This window comes from Pseudomonas spelaei, assembly GCF_009724245.1.
Classification (GTDB): domain Bacteria; phylum Pseudomonadota; class Gammaproteobacteria; order Pseudomonadales; family Pseudomonadaceae; genus Aquipseudomonas; species Aquipseudomonas spelaei.
This window is the reverse complement of sequence record NZ_WNNK01000018.1, coordinates 59,663-80,248: the sequence shown is the minus strand read 5'-3', so window position 1 is coordinate 80,248 and position 20,586 is coordinate 59,663. Positions and strand designations below refer to the sequence as shown.

Genomic DNA, 20,586 nt, shown 5'->3' with positions numbered 1-20,586 from the left:
CTTGGGGCTTTTTCTTTTTCTGCTCAGGAAAACTGGAAGGCTTGGATGTGCGCCTTGTTATTGCTGGGCGGGGCTGTTCTGGTCGATCTCCCCAGACATGTTTGTCGTATGGAAAGCCCGCTGGTGAGTGGACTACCGTTGAGGTAATCCCCATGTGGGGTGTTTGTGGAGAGATACAAATGGAGCGATATAACAGAAGGATCAATAGTGCAAAAAGGAGAAAGTTGATTGCGGCCTACAAGCTTCCGGGGGCGTCAGGTTCGGGGCAACTTGCACCGGTCGACCGTGATGATGACTTCAACGCGGCCGTGGTGAATAACAGTGTCATCTCGTTTGTGGAAGGCATGTCAGGTCTGAACAGGGAGTACACCCGCAAGAGTTACCTGCTGGCCAGCAGCTATGTCAGCGATGTATTGAAGATCAGCCGGGGGACCGAAGCCTGGTATGACGAGTTCATCAACGTCATGATCAGCCTGGGTTGGTTGCCGGTGCGCAGCAGCTTCGAGCGGGTTTCGACCTCCGGCAAGGGCCTGACGGTCCAGTTGGCGGCCCTGAATATCATTGCCGCGACGGTCACCGCTGTATCCTTTTCGGGGCCACTGCTGACAGCACTGCCGAAATTGGCAGCGGATGCGGTTGAGGCCTTGAAGCAGCAACCGGCTTCTTTCGATTTATTCAAACGTAATAGCAGTGTGCATGACGGCGGGGATTTTGGCCTGGCGTCCTGTACCGAGAGCAACGGCGAAATCATGATGGTGCTGGTGATTTACAGCTCTCACGGCGTCAACAAGCAGGTCGGTGTTCCATTTATCGAGTGGGACAGTTCTTCTTTCGAGGCCTTCAGCGGGCAAACTTGCCTGGTACTGAATACTGCTGTAGTCAACGAAAAGACCGTCCAGCTAATGCGCGAAAGTGCGGGCGACAAAGTGCAACTGGCAATCGCCAAGTACCGCATCTGACCCTTACGGCACCAGATAACCCCGTACGCCGGTGAAGATGATTTGTGCCGCCAGTGCGCACACAAACAAACCCATCAGGCGGCTGACAATCTGCAAACCCTGGTCGCCGAGAATGCGTTCAATGCGGTTGGACAGGTAAAGCACCACGCCGACCGTCAGGCTGGCCAGGGCGATGCTGAGGATCGCGGTGATCTTGTCGTCCCAGTGGGGCTGGCTGACGCCCATCACCAGCAGCGCACCAATGGTGCCGGGGCCGACGGTCAGGGGGATGGTCAGCGGGACGATGGTCACGTCCTGCTGCACGTTGTCGGTTTGTACCGCTGATTTGCCCTGGGCCATGCCCAGCGCCGAGATGAACAGCACGCTGCCGGCACCAATGCGGAAGGCGTCCACCGTGATGCCGAACACGCTGAAAATCACTCGGCCAAACAGGTAGAGCAGGACGCTTGATACCAGGGTTGCCAGGGCCACCTTCCAGGCCAGGCGTCGCCGCTCCTTGCTGGAGTAGCCGCGGGTCAGGCTGATAAAGCAGGAAAGTACGAAGAAGGGGCTATACAGCACCAGCATCTTCAAATAAACGCTGAACAACACATGGAGCATGGTGGGAGCTCACAGCGAAGGAGGGCGAGCGGGAGTTTATCAGGCCTGATGTAAACGGGCTTGTATCGATACATGTAGATACCGTCTTGCATTTGGCCCGTTGTAGCCGCTGCCGAGGCACGAGGCTGCGATAAGGGCCGAAGGACCTTCAGCGGTTTCAAGAGACTGGCGACTGCTGCGCAGCCGATCGCAGGCTGCGCCAGCGGCTACAGGCATATCAGGAAGTGTGTGCTGTTTTCTGCTCGCGCTGCGCCACCCAATATTCCACCAACTCCCGCAGTTGCGAGAGCTCCACCGGCTTGGCCATGTGCCCGTCCATCCCGGCTTGGCGTGCACGTTCCTTATGTTCCGAAAGGATGTGCGCCGTCAGCGCCACGATCGGCGTGCGAATGCGTTGGTTGCTGACTTCCCACGCCCGCAATTGTTGAGTTGCGGAGAAACCATCGAGAATCGGCATTTCGCAATCCATCAGCACCAGGTCGTAACGCTGGGCCTTCATCGCCTGCAGGGCTTCCTCGCCATTGCTGGCGGTATCCGGTTGCAGGTTGAGTTTACCGAGCATGCCGCGAATCACCTTGGTGGAGATGCTGTTGTCTTCAGCCACCAGGATGCGGAAATCGCTGGGCACGGTCACCACTGTGGGCGCGCCGAGGGTCGGCTGGCGTGGCGGGACGACGCCTTTGCTGCGTTGGGTCAGCTCGTCGGCCAAGGTGGTCTTGAGGGTGTAGCCGGCCACCGGTTTGGCGAGGATGCGCTTGATCCCGCAATTGCGCGCGATGATCTTGCTCGGCGCATTGCTGATGCCGGTGAGCATGATCAGCAGAATGTCGTGGTTCAGGCTCGGGTCTTCCTTGATCTTCGCCGCCAGTTGCATGCCGGTCATGCCCGGCATGTTCTGGTCGAGCAGGACCACGTCGAAGTAGTCCCGCAGGTGCGCCTTGGTCCGCAGCAGGGCCAGGGCTTCCTTGCCCGAAGGGACGGCGCTGACGTTCAGGCCCCAGGCCGTGCATTGCTGCACTAGGACCTTGCGGCAGGTGTCGTTGTCGTCCACCACCAGTACCCGTGCACCCTTGAGTGGGCCGTCGAGATCGGAGGTCGGATGTTCCAGGCGTTCCGGGTCCAGTGGCAGCGTCAGCCACAGGGTGCTGCCCTGATGGCTGCCGCTCTTGATGCCGAATTCGCCGTGCATCAGCAGGATCAACTGACGGGCGATGACCAGCCCCAGGTGACCGCTCAAACGGGTGGCCGAAAGGAAGTTCTTGCTGTGCAGTTCACTGTGCAGCAGGGCGTCGCGTTCGGCGGCTTCCATTGGCAAGCCGCTGTCTTGCACGGCAATGCGCAGGCGCGGCTTGCTGCTGCGCTCATCCAGGGCGACGACGATCAGTACTTCACCTTCATCGGTCTTGTGCAGGGCATTTTCCAGCAGGCTCAACAGCGCCTGGCGCAGGCGTGTCGGGTCGCCGCTGATCACGCGTGGCACCTGGGGCTGGATAAAGCTGATCAGCTCGACGTTCTGCTGTTCGGCCTTGGCGCGGAAAATACTCAGGCAGTCTTCGATCAATGCGTTGAGGTCGAACTGCACGTCATCCAACTCGATCTGCCCGGACTCGAGCTTGGAGATGTCGAGAATCTCGTTGATCAGCGTGAGCAGTTCGTTACCGGCGCTGTGGATGGTTTGTACATAGTCGCGCTGCTTGACCGACAGCGGTGTGCCCAGCAGCAGCTCGGTCATGCCCAGCACGCCATTCATGGGCGTACGGATTTCATGGCTGATCTTGGCCAGGAACTCGGCCTTCGCGGCGATCTCGGCGTTGCTGGCTGCCAGGTCGCGGCTGAGGCTGAAGCGGTCTTCGGTGATGCTGCGTTGGCGTTCGGTCAGGGCCAGGCTCATCAACAGGCCGCTGATGCAGATAAAGCTCAACAGGGTGACGATCAAGCCCTGGGGTGCTACCAGTGTCAGACCCAACAGTGCTGGCAGGATGATCAGCGTGCCGATGTTGAACACCACCATGGCCAACATGAACAGCCGTGCCGGCCGGTAGCCTTTTTGCCAGTGATAGGCCGAGACGAACAGCATGCTCAGGCCGGCCAGGGCCACCAATGCATAGGTGATGATATTCAACGGCAAGGTGTTAACGAACAACAGCAGCAAGCCGCACAGGATGATCAGCAGGATGTCCGCCATCAGCAGCTTGTTCAGCGGGTGCGGGCCGAGGGGCGCGAAGAAGCGGTAGGCAAACATCAACCCGCAGGGCGCCGTCAGCAGCAAGGCGAGGTAGGCACCCGGCGTCTGGGCCGCATGCCAGTTTGGCAGCCAAGGGCCGAGAATGTTGAGTAACAGCAGCAGGCTCATCAACAACAATATCTCGCAGGCGGCCAGCCACAGGCTGCTGCGGGAGCGATGGTAGGCGTAGCGAGTCAGGTTATGCAGGATCAGCATCAGCAGGCAGCCGAACAGTAGCCCGTAGACCAACGTCTGGTTCTGATTGGCGGCGGCGAGCACTGCCGGCTCCAGGGTGATATAGGGCCGCAGTTCGTGTTCCGAGACCAGGCGCAGGTAGACGTCCAGCGGCTTTTGGCTTTGCGGCATCGGCAGCATGAAGTCGCTGCTGGGCAACGGGCGTTCCGTCTGGGGCTGTCGGGTGCCGGTGCTTTGCTGCTCCACCAGGGTGTCGCCGTCCAGTACATACAGGTTCAGGTGTGCCAGGTCGGGGGCGAATACCCGCAGCACTTGTTCGTGCTTGCCGGGTTGCAGCCTGAAGCGTACCCACAACGCACCGTCCGGTTCGGCAGCGGTGATCCGGTCCAGTTCGATGGGGCTGAATTGATTGGTGTAGCGAGGGGAGCGGATATCGCTCAGCTGCAGATCGGCCTGTTCGTCAAGCAATACCGCCCAACCACTGCCTTGTGCCGCGGCCTGGGCCGGGAACAGACAGAGCAGGGTCAGCAGGCTGACAGTGAAACCTATGGCGATCCTGAGCCAGCGCACGGCGAAATCCCTTCGTAGATTAATGCACGGGGTAACTATGCGCGGGGCCGCAATAGTACGGCAAGGGCCAAGGGCCCCTGCCTAACCGAACGGATAGTGGCTTACTGATCTTCGCCACGCTCGCGGGCAATGGCACGGTAGCCAATGTCCTTGCGGTAGAAGCAGCCCTGCCAGTCGATTTTCGCGGCCAGCTTGTAAGCTTGTTGCTGGGCGGCATCAACACTGGCACCCATGGCCGTGGCGCACAGCACCCGACCACCGGCAGTCACAACCTTGCCATCCTTGAGCGCGGTGCCCGCGTGGAACACCTTACCTTCCAGCGTAGCAGCCGCATCCAGACCTTCAATCGCGTCGCCCTTGGCATAGTCGGCAGGGTAACCACCGGCGGCCAGTACGATACCGACGCTTGGGCGCGGGTCCCATTGGGCTTCGACCTTGTCCAGGGCCTGAGCCAGGGCCGCTTCCACCAGCAGCACCAGGCTCGATTGCAGACGCAGCATCACCGGTTGGGTTTCCGGGTCGCCGAAGCGGCAGTTGAACTCGATGACTTTCGGGTTGCCGGCCTTGTCGATCATCAAACCGGCGTACAGGAAGCCGGTGTAGACATTGCCTTCGTCGGCCATGCCACGCACGGTCGGCCAGATCACCAGGTCCATCACGCGCTTGTGCACTTCGGCGGTGACCACCGGGGCAGGGGAGTAGGCACCCATGCCGCCGGTGTTCGGACCCGTGTCGCCGTCGCCGACGCGTTTGTGGTCCTGGCTGGTGGCCATCGGCAAGACGTTCTTGCCGTCGACCATGACGATGAAGCTGGCTTCTTCGCCGTCGAGGAACTCCTCGATCACTACACGCGAACCAGCGTCACCAAAGGCATTGCCGGCGAGCATGTCGCGCACGGCGTCTTCGGCTTCGGCCAGGGTCATGGCGACGATCACGCCTTTACCGGCAGCCAGGCCGTCAGCCTTGATCACGATCGGGGCGCCTTTTTCACGCAGGTAAGCCAGGGCTGGCTCGATCTCGGTGAAGTTCTGGTAGTCGGCCGTTGGAATCTTGTGGCGTGCCAGGAAGTCTTTGGTGAAGGCTTTCGAACCTTCCAGTTGGGCTGCGCCAGCGGTAGGGCCGAAGCAGTCCAGGCCGCGGCTGCGGAACAGGTCTACAACGCCGGCTACCAATGGGACTTCCGGACCGACGATGGTCAGGGAAACGTTCTTCTCGGCGAAGTCGGCCAATTGCTCAAGAGCCAAGACGTCGATGGCGACGTTTTCGCACTTGGCTTCAATCGCGGTACCGGCGTTGCCTGGGGCGACGAACACTTTCTGGACGCGAGGGTCCTGGGCAACTTTCCAGGCCAGGGCGTGTTCACGGCCACCGCTGCCAATGATCAAAACATTCATTTCAAAAACCTCGGATGACGCTGAATTCGGGAGAACACTGTGGGCTGATTTGCTGTGGGAGCTGGCTTGTGTGGGAGTCGGGCTTGCCCGCGATGCAGGCACCTCGGTCTTTCAGTTAGATCGAGGTGATGCTATCGCGGGCAAGCCCGGCTCCCACATAAATCCAGCTCCCCACAAGCCAGTGCCCACAGGGGATCAAGTCAATCAGTGACGGAAGTGGCGCATGCCGGTGAAGACCATGGCGATGCCGGCTTCATCTGCGGCAGCAATCACTTCTGCATCACGCATCGAACCGCCTGGCTGGATCACCGCCGTGACGCCGGCCTTGGCCGCATTGTCCAGGCCATCGCGGAACGGGAAGAACGCGTCCGACGCCATCACCGAACCTTGCACCTGCAAACCGGCATGCTCAGCCTTGATCGCGGCAATTCGCGCCGAGTTCACGCGGCTCATCTGGCCGGCGCCGACACCGATGGTCTGGCGGTTCTTGGCGTAGACGATGGCGTTGGATTTAACGTATTTGGCGACTTTCCAGGCGAAGATCAGGTCGTTGATTTCCTGCTCCGTCGGCGCACGCTTGGTTACAACTTTCAGGTCTTCGCTACCGATCATGCCGATGTCGCGGCTCTGTACCAGCAAGCCGCCATTGACGCGCTTGTAGTCCCAGGCAGCAGCACGCTCAGCCGACCACTCGCCGCAGGCCAGCAGGCGCACGTTAGCTTTGGCGGCCACGATGGCACGGGCCTCTTCGCTGACGCTTGGCGCAATGATCACTTCAACGAATTGACGCTCAACAATGGCCTTGGCCGTTTCGGCGTCCAGCTCACGGTTGAAGGCGATGATGCCGCCGAACGCCGATTCGGTGTCGGTGGCGTAGGCCAGTTCGTACGCCTGGCGGATACCGCCTTCAGCGTCCGGGCTCACCGCTACGCCGCACGGGTTGGCGTGCTTGACGATCACGCAGGCCGGCTTGACGAAGCTCTTCACACATTCCAGCGCGGCGTCGGTGTCGGCCACGTTGTTGTATGACAGCTCTTTGCCTTGCAGTTGGGTGGCGGTGGCGATGCCGACTTCGGCTGGCTTGGCTTCCACGTAGAACGCCGCGCTCTGGTGCGGGTTCTCGCCGTAGCGCATTTCCTGGGCCTTGATGAACTGGCTGTTGAAGGTGCGCGGGAACTGGCTGCGGCCTTCAGTGCTCAGGGTTTGTGCCGCCTGGTTCACGGTGCCCATGTAGTTGGCGATCATGCCGTCGTAGGCGGCGGTGTGTTCGAACGCCTTGAGCATCAGGTCGAAGCGCTGGACGTAGGTCAGGCCACCGGCTTTCAGGTTTTCCAGTACGTTGGCGTAATCGCTGGCGTTAACCACGATGGCCACGTCTTTGTGGTTCTTGGCCGCCGAGCGGACCATGGTCGGGCCGCCGATATCAATGTTTTCGATAGCGGTCGGCAGGTCGCAGCCTGGCTTGTTGATGGTGGCTTCGAACGGGTAGAGGTTAACGGCCACCAGGTCGATCGGCTTGATGCCGTGTTCGGTCATGATGGCGTCGTCGATACCGCGGCGGCCGAGGATCCCGCCGTGGATTTTCGGGTGCAGGGTCTTGACCCGACCGTCCATCATTTCTGCGAAACCGGTGTAGTCCGCGACTTCTACTGCGGCCACGCCGTTGTCCTGCAGCAGTTTGAAGGTCCCGCCGGTGGAGAGAATCTCCACGCCAAGGGCTTCCAGCTCCCGGGCAAATTCGAGGATCCCGGTCTTGTCGGAGACACTGATCAAGGCACGGCGGATCGGCAGGCGGGTAGTCTGGTCGGTCATCTCAATTTCCATCAAAAGCAAAGGAGTCAGCAAAAAAGGCGACCGGTTTTACGCGGGCGCCTTTCTGGTTTGATTGAATGCTTACAGCAAATCGTACTGCTTGAGCTTTTTGCGCAAGGTACCCCGGTTGAGGCCCAGCAGCTCACTGGCTTTGGTCTGGTTGCCCTTGACGTAGTTCATCACGCTTTCGAGCAAGGGCGCCTCGACTTCGGAGAGCACCAGGTTGTACACGTCCGTGACGGCTGCGCCCTCAAGGTGGGCGAAATAATTGTGCAGCGCTTTCTCGACACTCCCGCGAAGGGTCTGGCCTTCTTCGCTCGGCGTGTTGAGGTGCTGTTTCAAATTGACGTTGTCGCTCACGGGTGTTGTTCCACTCACTAAAGTCTCGGTCATCATCGTCATGCGGCCACCCCTTCTCCGTCCCCTGTCCCCAGGCTCTTGTAACGCTCGCTGAAAAACTCACGAACGTTGGCGCACTGTGCTTCCGTATCATCCAAACGATTGAAGTGGGCGCGAAACTCCCTGGCGCCCGGCAGGGTTGCGAGATACCAGCCGACATGCTTGCGAGCAATGCGTACTCCCATCACGTCTCCGTAGAAGACGTGCAGGGCGGCCAGATGCTCCAGCAGAATACGTTCCACCTCGATCAACTCCGGTGCCGGCAAGGTTTCGCCGGTACGCAGAAAATGCTCGATCTCACGAAAAATCCATGGCCGCCCCTGGGCGGCCCGGCCAATCAACAGACCATCGGCACCGGTCGCGTGCAGCACGTGCCGGGCTTTCTCGGCCGAGTCGATGTCGCCATTGGCAAAGACCGGAATCGACACCGCCTGCTTGATCGCGGCAATGGTGTCGTACTCGGCTTCACCGGTATAAAGGTCGGCGCGGGTGCGGCCATGCACCGCCAGCGCTGTAATGCCCGCCTGTTCAGCGATCTTCGCCACTGTCAGGCCATTCTTGTTGTCCCGGTCCCAGCCGGTGCGAATCTTCAAGGTGACCGGCACATCCACTGCAGCGACAACGGCATGCAGGATCTCGCTCACCAGTGCTTCATCCTTGAGCAAAGCAGAACCTGCCGCTTTGTTGCAGACTTTTTTTGCCGGACAGCCCATGTTGATATCAATAATCTGCGCCCCCAACTCGACGTTGGCCCGGGCCGCATCCGCCAGCATCTGCGCATCACCGCCGGCGATCTGTACCGAGCGGGGCTCGGGATCACCTTCGTGGATCATGCGCATCCGCGATTTGCGGGTGTTCCACAAGCTCATGTCGCTGGTGACCATTTCCGAGACTACAAGGCCTGCTCCCAATCGCTTGCAAAGCTGACGAAAGGGCTGGTCGGTGACGCCCGCCATGGGGGCGAGAATCAAGCCGTTGTGCAATGTGTATGGGCCGATGCGTACCGCCGACATAGGACTTCCCTGTTGTGGGGCCGGATCATTAGAGTTCGAAAAAGGGTTGGCATGATACCCGCTCTCGATGACTGGATAAAGGCTGAATTGGATAAAATCTGAACAGTTATTTTCTTATCGCCGCCGGTTTGGTCGCGGAGGGCGCAGTCAATAATCCGCCGTCAAACCTCAGTGCCTGAGCCGATTCACTCGGGGGAGTGGAAACTCAGGCTGTAATTCACGGCCTTGTTGCCTGGGTCGAGGATGTCCAGGGCGATGTGAATAGGTGTCTGGGATGGCATCTCGGTCACGCCTGCCAACTCGCCGTTGAGGTACTCGGCGGGTTTGAAGCGCCGGCTGGCGATCAGGTTGCCATTGAGGTCAGCGAAGCGCAGCTCCAGCAGCGGGAAGGGCTGGGAGAAGGTCGCGCGGTTATAGATGATCGCATCCACCACCAGTGCGCCGCTGAATTCCGGATGGCTACGCACCACCAGGTTGCTGCTCTTGATGTGGGCGATGTCGACCCGTGATGGCACGGCGCAGCCTACTTTAGGGCACAATTCCTGGAACCAGGGGCGATAGGCGTCCTGGCGTGCCAGGTCATCGAATTGATAGGCGACGTACTGGCCCGCCAGGCCTGCGGCGGCCAGGAGCACCAGCAAGCCCCAGAACAGGCGGCTGCTCCAGCCCGAGGGGCGTTTCTGGGCGTAGAGGTGCAGCGGGTCGTCTTCCAGGTCCTGGAGCATCTCATCGTGGGCGCTGGCGTCGCGGCGAGTGCGTTTACGGCGTGGCTGTGTGCGTTCTGTCTGTTCAGGTTCCGGTTCGATACTGACGGGCGTTACGGGAGGGTCGCGGTCTTCGTCGGCATGTTCGGTGTGGAGGACAGGCTCGTCCGGCGCCTTGACAGTGCTGAACGACATCGAGGGCTCGGTGCGCTTGGCTTTGCCGACAGTCGGTGCCGCCGGTTCAGGCTCATCGTCTGTTGGTTTTATGGCCTTGGCCCGTTCGTCGGGTGTGTCACTGAACAGGCTGGCGGCCCATTGTTCTTCTTCGGCCTTGGCCGAGTCTCGGGTGGCGCTGAGGGTGTCTTCCTTTTGCCGGCGATCGGTGCCCGGCGGCTGGGTGTGTTGGATCTCCCGGCGCTCAAGCTTGGCCAACTCTTCGTCGAGGTCCAGGTTGTCCAGGTCCAGCTCTTCGGCAGTCCATTGTTTTTGGCTGATGGCGCGCGGTGATTCAGGTATCGGTTCTGCGGCTGCCGGCGCTTGAGGTGCTGGCGCAGCGGGGCTGGCATGTTGTTCCAATAACTGGCGGGCAGCATTGAACGTTTGCAGGCATGCGCCGCAGCGAACCACGCCGCGGGCCACGCTCAGTTGAGCGTGGTTGACGCGAAAGCGCGCTTGGCAATGCGGGCACTGGGTGACGAAACTGTCGGTCATGCGGCCATCCGATTCATGCAGGCGCTCATTCTAGCGCCGACGACCGCTGATGCGTACCCAGCCATCACGGTTGGCGATCGGATCCAACTCGAAATCCTTGGCGTAGGCGGCGGCGACGTCTTCGCCTTGCTCCGCGAGGATCCCCGACAACGCCAGGCGACCACCCGGTTTGACCAGGCTGGACAGTTGTGGTGCCAGCGAGACCAGCGGTCCGGCGAGGATGTTGGCGACCAGCACGTCGGCCTGCACTTGAGGCAGTTGCTCGGGCAGGTACAGCGGGAATTTGTCTTCCGGGATGTTGTTGCGCCCGGCGTTATCGCGGGAGGCTTCCAGGGCCTGCACGTCGATATCGGTACCGACGGCTTCCTTGGCGCCCAACAGCAGGGCGGCGATGGCGAGGATGCCCGAGCCGCAGCCGAAGTCCAGCACGTTGCAATCAGCAAGGTCCTGGCCGTCGAGCCACTCCAGGCACAGGGCGGTGGTCGGGTGAGTGCCGGTGCCGAAAGCCAGGCCCGGGTCCAGCAGCAGGTTGACTGCGTCAGGCTCGGGAGCGGCGTGCCAGCTGGGTACGATCCACAGGCGCTGGCCGAAACGCATGGGCTGGAAGTTGTCCATCCAGCTGCGTTCCCAATCCTGGTCCTCGATGATTTCGCTGTGGTGCTCGGGCAGCGGGCTGCCGGTGAGCAGTTCCATGTGGGCCAGGACGCTGGCGGCATCGGTGCCGTCTTCGAACAGGGCCAGCAGATGGGTGTGGGACCACAGTGGGGTGGTGTTCAGTTCCGGCTCGAAGATCGGCTGGTCTTCGGCGTCCATGAAGGTCACCGACACGGCGCCCACTTCAAGGAACGCGTCTTCGTAGGTTTCGGCTTGTTCTGGGCTGATGGCGAGACGGACTTGCAGCCAAGGCATGGCGGGCACCTTTGAAAATATGAGTGTGCAGCCGGGTGAGGCTGTGAAAGCGCGCAAGTTTACGCGAGCGGGGGGCAGAAGACGACACCGTTGGATACACCTGGCTGTAGCCGCTGCCAAGGTACGAGGCTGCGATGGGCTGCGTAGCGGCCCCAAGGGCGGTCCTGCGGACACGCATCGCAGCCTCGTACCTCGGCAGCGGCTACAACTGCGATCGCGGGCAAGCCTGGTACCCCATAAACAACAAAGCCGCCCGAAGGCGGCTTTGTTGGGTGGAGCACTTACTGATTAGCCAGCTTGTGTTCCAGGTAGTGAATATTCACACCACCTTCGCAGAACCCTTCATCGCGAACCAGATCCCGATGCAGCGGGATGTTGGTCTTGATGCCGTCTACCACGATTTCATCCAGGGCATTGCGCATGCGTGCCATGGCTTCATCGCGGGTCGAGCCCCAAGTGATCAGCTTGCCGATCAGGGAGTCGTAGTTCGACGGAACCTTGTAGCCGCTGTACAGGTGCGAATCGACGCGAACGCCGTTGCCACCGGGTGCATGGAAATGCTTGACCATGCCAGGGCTTGGGATAAAGGTTTTCGGGTCTTCGGCGTTGATCCGGCACTCAAGCGAGTGACCGTGGATCTTCACGTCATCCTGGGTAAACGACAGCTTGTTGCCAGCGGCGATGCTCAGCATCTCCTTGACGATGTCGATACCGGTGACCATTTCCGATACGGGGTGCTCTACCTGCACACGAGTGTTCATCTCGATGAAGTAGAAGCGGCCGTTCTCGTAAAGGAACTCGAACGTGCCGGCGCCACGGTAGTTGATGTCGATGCATGCCTTGACGCAACGCGCCAACACTTCGGCACGGGCAGTTTCATCCAGGCCCGGTGCCGGTGCTTCTTCAAGAACCTTCTGGTGACGACGTTGCAGCGAGCAGTCACGGTCGCCCAGGTGAATCGCGTGACCCTGGCCATCGGAAAGCACCTGAACTTCCACGTGACGTGGGTTGGTCAGGTACTTCTCGAGGTAGACCATCGGGTTGCTGAACCAGGCGCCCGCTTCTTCACGGGTTTGCTTGGCCGCTTCGATCAGGTCTTCTTCTTTATGCACAACGCGCATGCCGCGACCACCGCCGCCGCCAGCGGCCTTGATGATCACCGGGTAACCGACTTCGCGACCAATGCGCAGAGCGGTTTCCGGGTCTTCAGGCAGTGGGCCGTCGGAGCCTGGAACGGTTGGCACGCCGGCAGCGATCATGGCGTGCTTGGCCGATACCTTGTCGCCCATCAGGCGAATGGTGTCGGCTTTCGGGCCGATGAAGGCAAAACCGGATTTTTCCACCTGTTCGGCGAAATCGGCGTTTTCCGCGAGGAAACCGTAGCCTGGGTGAATGGCGGTAGCGCCGGTCACTTCAGCGGCCGCGATGATCGCCGGGATGTGCAGGTAAGACAGGTTGGCAGGGGCCGGGCCGATGCAAACCGTCTCGTCCGCCAGACCCAGGTGCATCAGCTCTTTGTCGGCAGTCGAGTACACCGCGACGGTCTTGATGCCCTCTTCCTTACAGGCACGCAGGATGCGCAGGGCAATTTCGCCGCGGTTGGCGATCAGGACTTTTTCCAGCTTCGCAGGTTTCAACATCGAAGGTACTCCGCGGTTCAAACGATGGTGAACAGCGGCTGGTCATACTCAACCGGCTGACCGTTTTCTACCAGGATGGATTCGATGACACCGGCTTTTTCGGCGGTGATGTGGTTCATCATCTTCATCGCTTCAACGATGCAGATGGTGTCGCCGACTTTGACGGTCTGGCCGATTTCAACGAAGGCTGGCGAGGTCGGTGCCGGGGTGCGGTAGAACGTACCGACCATTGGCGACTTGACCACGAAACCGTTCAGCTTCGGCGCGGCTGGCGCTTCAGCAACGGTGGCGACCGGAGCGGCCGCTACAGGTGCTGCAACAGGCGCCGGGGCTTGCATTTGTGGTGCGTAGAACTGCTGGGCCGGGGTCTTGCTGTGACGGCTGATCCGTACGGATTCTTCGCCTTCCTTGATCTCCAGCTCGTCGATACCGGATTCTTCCAGCAGTTCGATCAATTTCTTAACTTTACGGATATCCATGAATCATCAACTCCCAAGGGTCGGTCAGGGGCGTTTAGCCTGTTCTTCAAGCTGTTCCAGGGCGGCCTCCAGGGCCAGTCGATAACCGCTGGCGCCAAGGCCGCAGATCACTCCTACCGCAACGTCGGAGAAGTAAGAGTGATGGCGGAAAGGTTCTCGTTTGTGCACGTTCGATAAATGCACTTCGATGAATGGGATGCTCACCGCCAGCAGCGCGTCACGTAATGCAACGCTTGTATGCGTAAAAGCGGCGGGATTGATCAGGATAAAGTCCACACCTTCGCCGCGCGCGGCATGGATGCGATCAATCAATTCGTACTCGGCATTGCTTTGCAGGTAGAGCAAATGGTGGCCGGCATCACGGGCCCGTCGTTCCAGATCAAGGTTGATCTGTTCGAGGGTAACTGCACCGTAAACGCCCGGTTCACGGGTGCCAAGCAGGTTCAGGTTGGGTCCGTGCAGAACCAGTAAGGTCGCCATCGGCTGTTCCTAGTTATTAGTGTGGGTACGGCAGAACCCGGCGACTATGCCGCAAAGCCTTTGTGACTGTCCAGTTCCCTGCAATAGCCAGCACGATTAGCGAGGATTGCGCAAAGTATGTGACCAAGTGGCAGGATTTGGTCATGGGTAATACGGTCTTGAAGACAGCGCTGATTCCATGTGGGAGCTGGCTTGCCTGCGATAGCGGTGCCTCAGTGGCAGATTTGCAACCTGATACACCGCTATCGCAGGCAAGCCAGCTCCCACATTTTGATCTCCATAAGGCAAGGGGTCGGGTTAGACACGAAAGGCCTGCACGGCGGTGTTGAGTTGCCCGCCTAGCACTAATAAGTGCTCGCCCTGGCTACGCCCCTGACCAATGCGCAGCAGATTATCTTCACCCAGTTGGTGAATCCGCTCACTGTTATCGCGAATTTCACTCACAGCACCACTCTGCTGGGCGGTCACGTCAGCAATACGTACGGCGGTGTCGGAAATGGTCTGGATTGCGCCGACGATTTCATCCAGTGCGCCGTCAGCCGCCTGGGCTTGCTGGGCTGTGGCTTCGGCGTGCTCGACCTGGGCGCGCATGCCTTCCACGGACTGCCTGGCCGCGGTTTGCAAGCTGGCGATCAGGGCCTGGATTTCGGCGGTGGCGCCGGCGGTGCGCTGGGCCAGGGAGCGGACTTCATCGGCGACCACGGCAAACCCGCGACCGGCTTCACCCGCTCGGGCCGCCTCGATGGCGGCATTGAGGGCCAGCAGGTTGGTCTGGTCGGCAATCGAGCGGATCACCGTCAGTACGCCACCAATGGTGGCGGATTCTTCGGCCAGTTTTTCGATCATCTGCGCATTGCCCTGCACTTCGCCCACCAGTGCGTGCAGTCCGGTCAGGCTCAGGCCGATTACCCGCTGGCCCTGTTCCACCGCCTGCCCGGCACTGCGGCTGGCACCGGCAGCCTGGCTGGCATCGCCCGCCACTTGCTGAATCGTGGCTTCCAGCTCCCCCAGCGAGTCGCGGATTTGCGCGGTATCGCCGGCCTGTCGTTCGGCTCCGTCGTGCAGCCCGCTGCTCAGTTCTGCCAGGGTGCGGCTGCTGCCGGCCACTTGTTCGGCGTTGTCTCTGATGGTGCCCACCAGTTCTACCAGATAGGCACGCAGGCGATTGAGGGACTCTTCAATATCGTGCAACTCGCGATTGGTAGCGCCCAGGGCGATAGGCTGGCTGAAATTGCCTTCGGCCCAGGTCGACAGCGCCGGCGCCAGGTTGGTCAGTACCCGGGCCAGGCGACGCTGCAAGGTGTCGATCAGCAGCGCGATCAGCAGAATCAAGCCAATCATCACGCCTTGCATCACTCTCACTTCGCCCTGGATTTTTCCATGCTGGGCCCGCACCACCGGTTCCAGGCCGGCGATGGATTGCTGCACAGCGTCGATTTTCAGGTGCGTGGCGCTGGCCAGGTCTGCCCGCTGGCGGATTTGCTCGCGGGTGCGCTTGAGCTCCGCAGGGTAGCGGGTCAACAGGCTGTTGAGTTCACGTTTGAGGTCGACGCCGGAGTCCTGGGCGACGGTTTTTTCGGTATTTTCCAGGCCCATCAGTGCCGAGAAATCATCGGTACTGGATTCAGTGTTGGTGGTGACGCCGAGCAACGGCAGCTGTTCAAGCTGATCCGCTTGGCTACGAATATTGGTCACTTCGCGTTCGACATCGTCGGCCAGTTCGCTGCGCCCGCTGCTGACCAGCTTGTCCCGGGCCAGGGACAGTTTGGCCAGGTGCTGGGACGCGGCCAGCAAGGGCGGCAGATAACGCGCAGCCTCCGGTGAACTGACCCCGCTGGCGTACTGGCTGAGTTGTTCCAGATTGGCCCCTAACTCCCGTTCGGCTTGCAGCAGCAACGCTTGCGGGTCGCCTGCCAGCTTGCCGGCAGCCAGCAGGTCGGTCTTGCTGAAACTATCGAGGTCGACAAGGCTGGGCCGCAGGCTTTGCGCCAGGTCGGCTGGCAGTTCGTCCAGATGCTGCAACAGACTTTCCAGGCTCTGGCCGGCGCTGCTCAAGCGCAGGGCGTCGCCGCTGGCCAGGTAGTCGTCGATATTGCGCGCGGCCTGGTTCTGAAAGGCCTGCGACAGGCCCAGGTAGCGTTCCATTAACAGATAAGGTCGTTCCAGCGCCCGTTGCGACCACCAGAGCGTAGCGCCCAGGGCCAGGCAAACGGCGACCAGAAGAAGGGTGTTCAGATTCGTCAGCAGCTTCAGGCGCATGCGTGGTTTCAACCAACGGCTGTAGGATAAGCGCCTGAAGTTATTGCGTTTTCATTACAAGGTTATGACGGATTCGGCGGATTCCGGTGAAAAGGTGGCACTTTGCTTTGATGCTCGCGTCGGCTGTACTCGATTGCGTCCGGCATCCTTGGCCCGGTAGAGGGCCTCATCAGCCTGGGCCGCCATCATCAGGCTGTCGCAGCCTTCCGTCAGCTCCACCACGCCGGCACTGAAGGTGCACCACAAATCCTGGGGCTGGGCAGGGTAGTGAATCTCGGCGAAGCGGCTGCGGATTTCATCCAGCACCTGGCAGGCGGCGTCGAGGTCGGTGTCGGGCATGACGATGGCGAATTCTTCACCGCCGTATCGGCCAATGTAGTCGGTCTTGCGCAAACGCTGTTTGAGGAACAGCGCCAGGCTCTTGATCACCCGGTCGCCCATGGGATGGCCGTGGCTGTCGTTGACTCGCTTGAAGTGGTCAATGTCGAGCATGGCAAAGCTCAACGGCTTGCTCTCGCGCCGGGAGCGGAAGCTGCAGTCTTCGAGTAATTGCAGAATGTGAGTGTGGTTATACAGCCCGGTCAGGCTGTCGCGGACCATCCGCGCCTTGAGGTTACGCGCGCGCGCTGCCCGGTTGCGCACGGTGGTGATCAGGTGGCGCGGCTTGATCGGCTTGGTGAGGAAGTCATCGCCGCCTTCGCTCATGGCGTCCAGTTGCTTATCCAGGTCGTCTTCGGCGGACAAGTAGATGATTGGCACGCTGACATAGCGGTCATTGTGGCGAATAACCTTGGCCAATTCAGTACCGGTACAGGCCGGCATATACATGTCGAGGATGATCAGGTCCGGCTGGAAATCTGCCAGCTCGGCCATGGCCTGGATCGGTTCGATCAGGGTGCGGGTGACGATACCGGCGCTGTTGAGCAGGCGTTCGGTGTGCAAGGCCTGGGCCCTGGAGTCGTCGATGATCAGCACCTTATAAGGCTCGTACTGAGCGACGCAGGTCAGTACTTCGATTTTTTCCAGCAGGCTCGACGCTTCGAGGGTGCCGGTCAGGAATTCCTGGCCACCGGCGCGCACGGCGGCCAGGCGGGTCGGGGTATCGGTTTCGTGCAGGCTGAAAAACAGCAGTGGCAGCTTTTGCTCCAGGCCTTCCTGGGCTTCGGCCGCCAGCTTCAGGCCCAGTCCCGGGCCGCAGAAATCCACATCCATCACAATCGCCGCCGGCAGACGCTCGGCCATGGATGCGCGGAACGCCGCCACGCTGTCCAGGTGCTGGGCGCTCAAGCCGAAGAACTCCAACTGCTTGGCCAGGCGCTCGGCCCGGTCGTGATCGGCCAGCATCACGTAGATCGGCTTGCGCATGGGCGGCAGCAAGGTTTGTTCCAACTGATCGCCCTGGCGCAGGCCGGTGCGCGACAGGCGCTGCATCAAGCGGTTGAGGTCGGTGATCAGGTGGCTGCTCAAGCGGCCGCGATTGTCGTCCACGGCTTGGAGGGAGTCGCTGATATGTCGCGCCAGTTGGCTGTGTTCAGGCTGTTCAAAACGCTCGGCAAAACGCAGCAGGCGCAGATTGGCCTCGTTGAGTTCGGATAAGTCGGCGTTCGACCACTCGCTGCGTTGCAGGCGCTGCCAGATCTCAAGAATTTGACGTGCCTGATGAATTACCCGCTGGGCAAAATGGTGCTTGAGGCGCTCACGGCTGGGGTCTTCTGGCTCGGTCATATCCTGACTACTAGTTAGGGTGCATGCTGAGGTCGACTGGTGGCTCTATGCTAGCATCTCTTTTCCATCGCACGAGTGTCATACGTCAATTAACTGCAAGGTCCCGGTTATTCATTTGCCGACCTGTTGGTCGCGTAGGCGCAAAAAAGCGTGCATCCTTTATAGTCGAGCTATTGCCACGCGCCAGTTTGATTAAAAGCGCCGTTTACCAGCACGATGGGGTAGGGTTGTGGTCGTAGTTTTTAACGCATGCTGTTAATTCAAGTGCATCAACTCAAGTGATTGAAAGGATATCGCCATGCTGGACTGGAAAAACCGTGCAGACAGCGCCAAGGGCCCGGCCCCCGAGCCCAAGTCGGCTCCCCGCAGCTATTTTCGTAACCTGCTGATGAGCCGGGCCTTGCTCTCCCTGATTGCCCTGTACCTGTTGGTGACAGGTGCCCTGGGTTGGTACTGGAGCGAAGAGCCTGCCCTGTTTCCGGTCCAGCAGAACGCCCAGCTTGCCGCCGAGAAGGAAGGCAAGCAGATGGTGGTGGGTTACACCACCGTGGAAACCCTCAAGACTGTGGTCGGCACCTTGCTGAACAAGCCGGGCGGCTACATCTCCAACGACCGTTTCCCGCCAGGCCTGTGGATGGACAACATGCCGAGCTGGGAATATGGCGTGCTGGTGCAGGTGCGTGACCTGACCCGTGCCCTGCGTAAAGACTTCGCCCGCTCGCAGTCGCAGTCCGCTGAAGATGCCGACTTGGCCAAGGCCGAACCGCGTTTCAACTTCGACAACAAGAGCTGGGTGCTGCCGTCCACTGAGTCGGAATACCAGGAAGGCATCAATTCCCTGAGCCGCTATGAAGCCCGCTTGTCGGATCCTAACCAGAAAGGCGCGCTGTTCTACGCCCGTGCCGACAACCTGAACAACTGGCTGGGTGATGTGGCGACGCGCTTGGGGTCGTTGTCCCAACGGCTGTCGGCCAGCGTTGGCCGGGTCAAGCTCAATACCGCGCTGAAGACCGAGGCCCTGGCCCCGGGTGAAGTGCCGCAGGTCGATGAAGAAGTGGTGGAAACGCCATGGATGCAGATCGATAACGTGTTCTATGAAGCGCGTGGCCAGGCCTGGGCCTTGTCCCATCTGCTGCGTGCCATTGAAGTCGACTTCGCCGATGTATTGGCCAAGAAGAACGCCACGGTCAGCGTGCGCCAGATCATTCGTGAGCTGGAAGCTTCCCAGGAGCCAGTGTGGAGCCCCATGATTCTCAATGGCAGCGGCTTTGGCATCCTGGCCAACCACTCGCTGGTCATGGCCAACTACATTTCCCGGGCGAACGCTGCAGTGATCGACTTGCGTCAGCTCCTTAACCAAGGCTGATAATGGACGCTTCCTCCCAGGAGGCCGCCCATCGCGCGGCCTCTGATGCCGAACTGATCGCCTGGGTCGACGAGCAGGACAACCTGCTCGGCGCCCTGGTGCGTTCCGACCTGCGTCAGCGAGGTCTGATCGGCCGCTGCACTTTTATCTTCCTGTTCAACTCTGCCGGTGAACTCTGTGTGCATCGGCGTACCCTGAGTAAAGCCATCTATCCCGGGTTTTGGGATACGGCGGCGGGCGGGATGGTCGCGGCAGGGGAGTCGTATGCCGACTCGGCTGCTCGCGAACTGGCAGAAGAGTTGGGCGTCAGTGGTGTGGAGTTGACTGCTCACGACCACTTCTACTTTCAAGACGGCAACAGCCGGCTCTGGTGTACTTCATTCTCCGCCGTTTGGGATGGCCCTCTGCACCTGCAGCCTGAAGAGGTCATGGAAGCACGCTTCATACCACTCGATGCGGTATTGCGAGAAGCTGACGAAAAGCCTTACTGCCCGGACGCTCAGGAAGGCTTGCGTCGTTATCTGGCCTCACGTCGCTAAAGTTGCATAAATTGGCGCCATTTGGCTCTTAGCAAGCAGGCGTTTTGTCGTTACACTGCGCGACTTTTCAAACTGAACCGGCGCGTTGCCCCGGTTCAGTAGCGCTGCCCCTGCCTGAGTGGGGCTTCGCGGTCGGTGACCCGGTTGGGCGCTGATCAGTCTTTGTCCTCCCAAGAGGATTGCCGGTGGCCAAAAAAGCCGCATCCTTCGCCGCCCTTGGTGGCCTGGTATTTTCCACCGACGCAGGTCGACATTGCCCGGACTGTCGTCAGCCCGTGGACGCTTGTACCTGCAAACAAACCCTGATTCCCGAAGGCGATGGCATTGCCCGCGTACGTCGCGAGAGCAAAGGCCGTGGCGGCAAGACGGTGACCACCATCACCGGCGTGCCCCTGGCTGAAGACGCGCTCAAGGAACTGGCCACCACGCTGAAAAAGCGCTGTGGCACCGGTGGCGCCCTGAAAGACGGGGTCATCGAAATCCAGGGCGACCACGTCGAGTTGCTGTTGGCCGAGTTGATCAAGCTCGGTTACAAGGCGAAGAAATCCGGCGGCTAGCAGCCTCTGTGAAAACCACCCTGACGACCCACTCGCTGAACCTGCGCTGTC

The 20,586-nt window shown here is 60.4% G+C and carries 17 protein-coding genes; 4 read left to right on the top strand and 13 right to left on the bottom strand.

Annotated elements, in window-relative coordinates; all coding sequences use genetic code 11:
- The first annotated feature begins 179 nt into the window (after positions 1-179).
- The gene (locus GNF76_RS20195; RefSeq protein WP_155584885.1) at positions 180-959 is read left to right on the top strand and encodes a hypothetical protein; all 780 of its coding nucleotides are present in this window, start codon (positions 180-182) and stop codon (positions 957-959) included.
- Between the two features lie 3 nt (positions 960-962).
- Here GNF76_RS20195 and GNF76_RS20190 read toward each other — a convergent pair whose 3' ends face one another.
- The 13 genes from GNF76_RS20190 to GNF76_RS20130 form a co-directional block, all read right to left on the bottom strand.
- Positions 963-1,559, bottom strand: a complete 597-nt coding sequence (locus tag GNF76_RS20190) for a MarC family protein (protein WP_003217330.1) — start codon at positions 1,557-1,559, stop codon at positions 963-965.
- Between the two features lie 217 nt (positions 1,560-1,776).
- Positions 1,777-4,548: a hybrid sensor histidine kinase/response regulator gene (locus GNF76_RS20185; protein WP_178123441.1), complete on the bottom strand. Its 2,772-nt coding sequence runs from the start codon at positions 4,546-4,548 to the stop codon at positions 1,777-1,779.
- A gap of 101 nt (positions 4,549-4,649) precedes the next feature.
- Entirely contained in the window at positions 4,650-5,942 is a 1,293-nt protein-coding gene (gene purD, locus GNF76_RS20180; protein ID WP_155584884.1) for a phosphoribosylamine--glycine ligase, read from the bottom strand.
- Between the two features lie 204 nt (positions 5,943-6,146).
- A complete protein-coding gene (gene purH, locus GNF76_RS20175) occupies positions 6,147-7,754 on the bottom strand; it encodes a bifunctional phosphoribosylaminoimidazolecarboxamide formyltransferase/IMP cyclohydrolase (RefSeq protein WP_155584883.1) in 1,608 nt (535 codons plus the stop codon).
- Positions 7,755-7,835: 81 nt separating this feature from the next.
- Entirely contained in the window at positions 7,836-8,156 is a 321-nt protein-coding gene (fis, locus tag GNF76_RS20170; RefSeq protein ID WP_003186237.1) for a DNA-binding transcriptional regulator Fis, read from the bottom strand.
- Positions 8,153-9,166, bottom strand: a complete 1,014-nt coding sequence (dusB, locus tag GNF76_RS20165) for a tRNA dihydrouridine synthase DusB (RefSeq protein ID WP_155584882.1) — start codon at positions 9,164-9,166, stop codon at positions 8,153-8,155. The genes fis and dusB overlap by 4 nt, the downstream gene beginning before the upstream one ends.
- Positions 9,167-9,351: 185 nt before the next feature.
- On the bottom strand, positions 9,352-10,581 hold the full coding sequence (locus GNF76_RS20160) for a DUF3426 domain-containing protein (RefSeq protein ID WP_155584881.1): 1,230 nt from the start codon (positions 10,579-10,581) through the stop codon (positions 9,352-9,354).
- Between the two features lie 30 nt (positions 10,582-10,611).
- Positions 10,612-11,490, bottom strand: coding sequence for a 50S ribosomal protein L11 methyltransferase (gene prmA, locus GNF76_RS20155; protein WP_155584880.1), 879 nt, complete (start codon positions 11,488-11,490; stop codon positions 10,612-10,614).
- Between the two features lie 281 nt (positions 11,491-11,771).
- Positions 11,772-13,130 (bottom strand): acetyl-CoA carboxylase biotin carboxylase subunit, encoded by a 1,359-nt coding sequence (gene accC, locus GNF76_RS20150; protein ID WP_155584879.1) that lies wholly within the window; start codon positions 13,128-13,130, stop codon positions 11,772-11,774.
- 17 nt (positions 13,131-13,147) lie between these two features.
- Positions 13,148-13,609, bottom strand: a complete 462-nt coding sequence (gene accB, locus GNF76_RS20145; RefSeq protein WP_155584878.1) for an acetyl-CoA carboxylase biotin carboxyl carrier protein — start codon at positions 13,607-13,609, stop codon at positions 13,148-13,150.
- A 24-nt stretch (positions 13,610-13,633) separates the two neighbouring features.
- Entirely contained in the window at positions 13,634-14,089 is a 456-nt protein-coding gene (gene aroQ / locus GNF76_RS20140; RefSeq protein WP_155584877.1) for a type II 3-dehydroquinate dehydratase, read from the bottom strand.
- 297 nt (positions 14,090-14,386) lie between these two features.
- Positions 14,387-15,430 (bottom strand): methyl-accepting chemotaxis protein, encoded by a 1,044-nt coding sequence (locus GNF76_RS29975; RefSeq protein ID WP_425502851.1) that lies wholly within the window; start codon positions 15,428-15,430, stop codon positions 14,387-14,389.
- A gap of 972 nt (positions 15,431-16,402) precedes the next feature.
- Positions 16,403-18,073, bottom strand: a complete 1,671-nt coding sequence (locus GNF76_RS20130; RefSeq protein WP_155584875.1) for a response regulator — start codon at positions 18,071-18,073, stop codon at positions 16,403-16,405.
- A gap of 298 nt (positions 18,074-18,371) precedes the next feature.
- Between GNF76_RS20130 and GNF76_RS20125 the strand changes: the two genes are divergently transcribed.
- From GNF76_RS20125 to GNF76_RS20115, 3 genes are all read left to right on the top strand, one after another.
- Positions 18,372-19,439, top strand: a complete 1,068-nt coding sequence (locus GNF76_RS20125) for a DUF2333 family protein (protein ID WP_155584874.1) — start codon at positions 18,372-18,374, stop codon at positions 19,437-19,439.
- 2 nt (positions 19,440-19,441) lie between these two features.
- Positions 19,442-19,978 (top strand): NUDIX hydrolase, encoded by a 537-nt coding sequence (locus GNF76_RS20120; RefSeq protein ID WP_155584873.1) that lies wholly within the window; start codon positions 19,442-19,444, stop codon positions 19,976-19,978.
- A gap of 185 nt (positions 19,979-20,163) precedes the next feature.
- The gene (locus GNF76_RS20115; RefSeq protein ID WP_017849660.1) at positions 20,164-20,535 is read left to right on the top strand and encodes a translation initiation factor Sui1; all 372 of its coding nucleotides are present in this window, start codon (positions 20,164-20,166) and stop codon (positions 20,533-20,535) included.
- Positions 20,536-20,586 lie beyond the last annotated feature (51 nt).

What these genes read in the sequence shown, in the direction of transcription:
- GNF76_RS20195 (WP_155584885.1), top strand. Translation starts at nt 180, where the DNA reads ATGGAGCGATATAACAGAAGGATCAATAGTGCAAAAAGGAGAAAGTTG.
- GNF76_RS20190 (WP_003217330.1), bottom strand. Translation starts at nt 1,559, where the DNA reads ATGCTCCATGTGTTGTTCAGCGTTTATTTGAAGATGCTGGTGCTGTAT.
- purD (WP_155584884.1), bottom strand. Translation starts at nt 5,942, where the DNA reads ATGAATGTTTTGATCATTGGCAGCGGTGGCCGTGAACACGCCCTGGCC.
- purH (WP_155584883.1), bottom strand. Translation starts at nt 7,754, where the DNA reads ATGACCGACCAGACTACCCGCCTGCCGATCCGCCGTGCCTTGATCAGT.
- fis (WP_003186237.1), bottom strand. Translation starts at nt 8,156, where the DNA reads ATGACGATGATGACCGAGACTTTAGTGAGTGGAACAACACCCGTGAGC.
- dusB (WP_155584882.1), bottom strand. Translation starts at nt 9,166, where the DNA reads ATGTCGGCGGTACGCATCGGCCCATACACATTGCACAACGGCTTGATT.
- GNF76_RS20160 (WP_155584881.1), bottom strand. Translation starts at nt 10,581, where the DNA reads ATGACCGACAGTTTCGTCACCCAGTGCCCGCATTGCCAAGCGCGCTTT.
- prmA (WP_155584880.1), bottom strand. Translation starts at nt 11,490, where the DNA reads ATGCCTTGGCTGCAAGTCCGTCTCGCCATCAGCCCAGAACAAGCCGAA.
- accC (WP_155584879.1), bottom strand. Translation starts at nt 13,130, where the DNA reads ATGTTGAAACCTGCGAAGCTGGAAAAAGTCCTGATCGCCAACCGCGGC.
- accB (WP_155584878.1), bottom strand. Translation starts at nt 13,609, where the DNA reads ATGGATATCCGTAAAGTTAAGAAATTGATCGAACTGCTGGAAGAATCC.
- aroQ (WP_155584877.1), bottom strand. Translation starts at nt 14,089, where the DNA reads ATGGCGACCTTACTGGTTCTGCACGGACCCAACCTGAACCTGCTTGGC.
- GNF76_RS29975 (WP_425502851.1), bottom strand. Translation starts at nt 15,430, where the DNA reads ATGATTGGCTTGATTCTGCTGATCGCGCTGCTGATCGACACCTTGCAG.
- GNF76_RS20130 (WP_155584875.1), bottom strand. Translation starts at nt 18,073, where the DNA reads ATGACCGAGCCAGAAGACCCCAGCCGTGAGCGCCTCAAGCACCATTTT.
- GNF76_RS20125 (WP_155584874.1), top strand. Translation starts at nt 18,372, where the DNA reads ATGCTGGACTGGAAAAACCGTGCAGACAGCGCCAAGGGCCCGGCCCCC.
- GNF76_RS20120 (WP_155584873.1), top strand. Translation starts at nt 19,442, where the DNA reads ATGGACGCTTCCTCCCAGGAGGCCGCCCATCGCGCGGCCTCTGATGCC.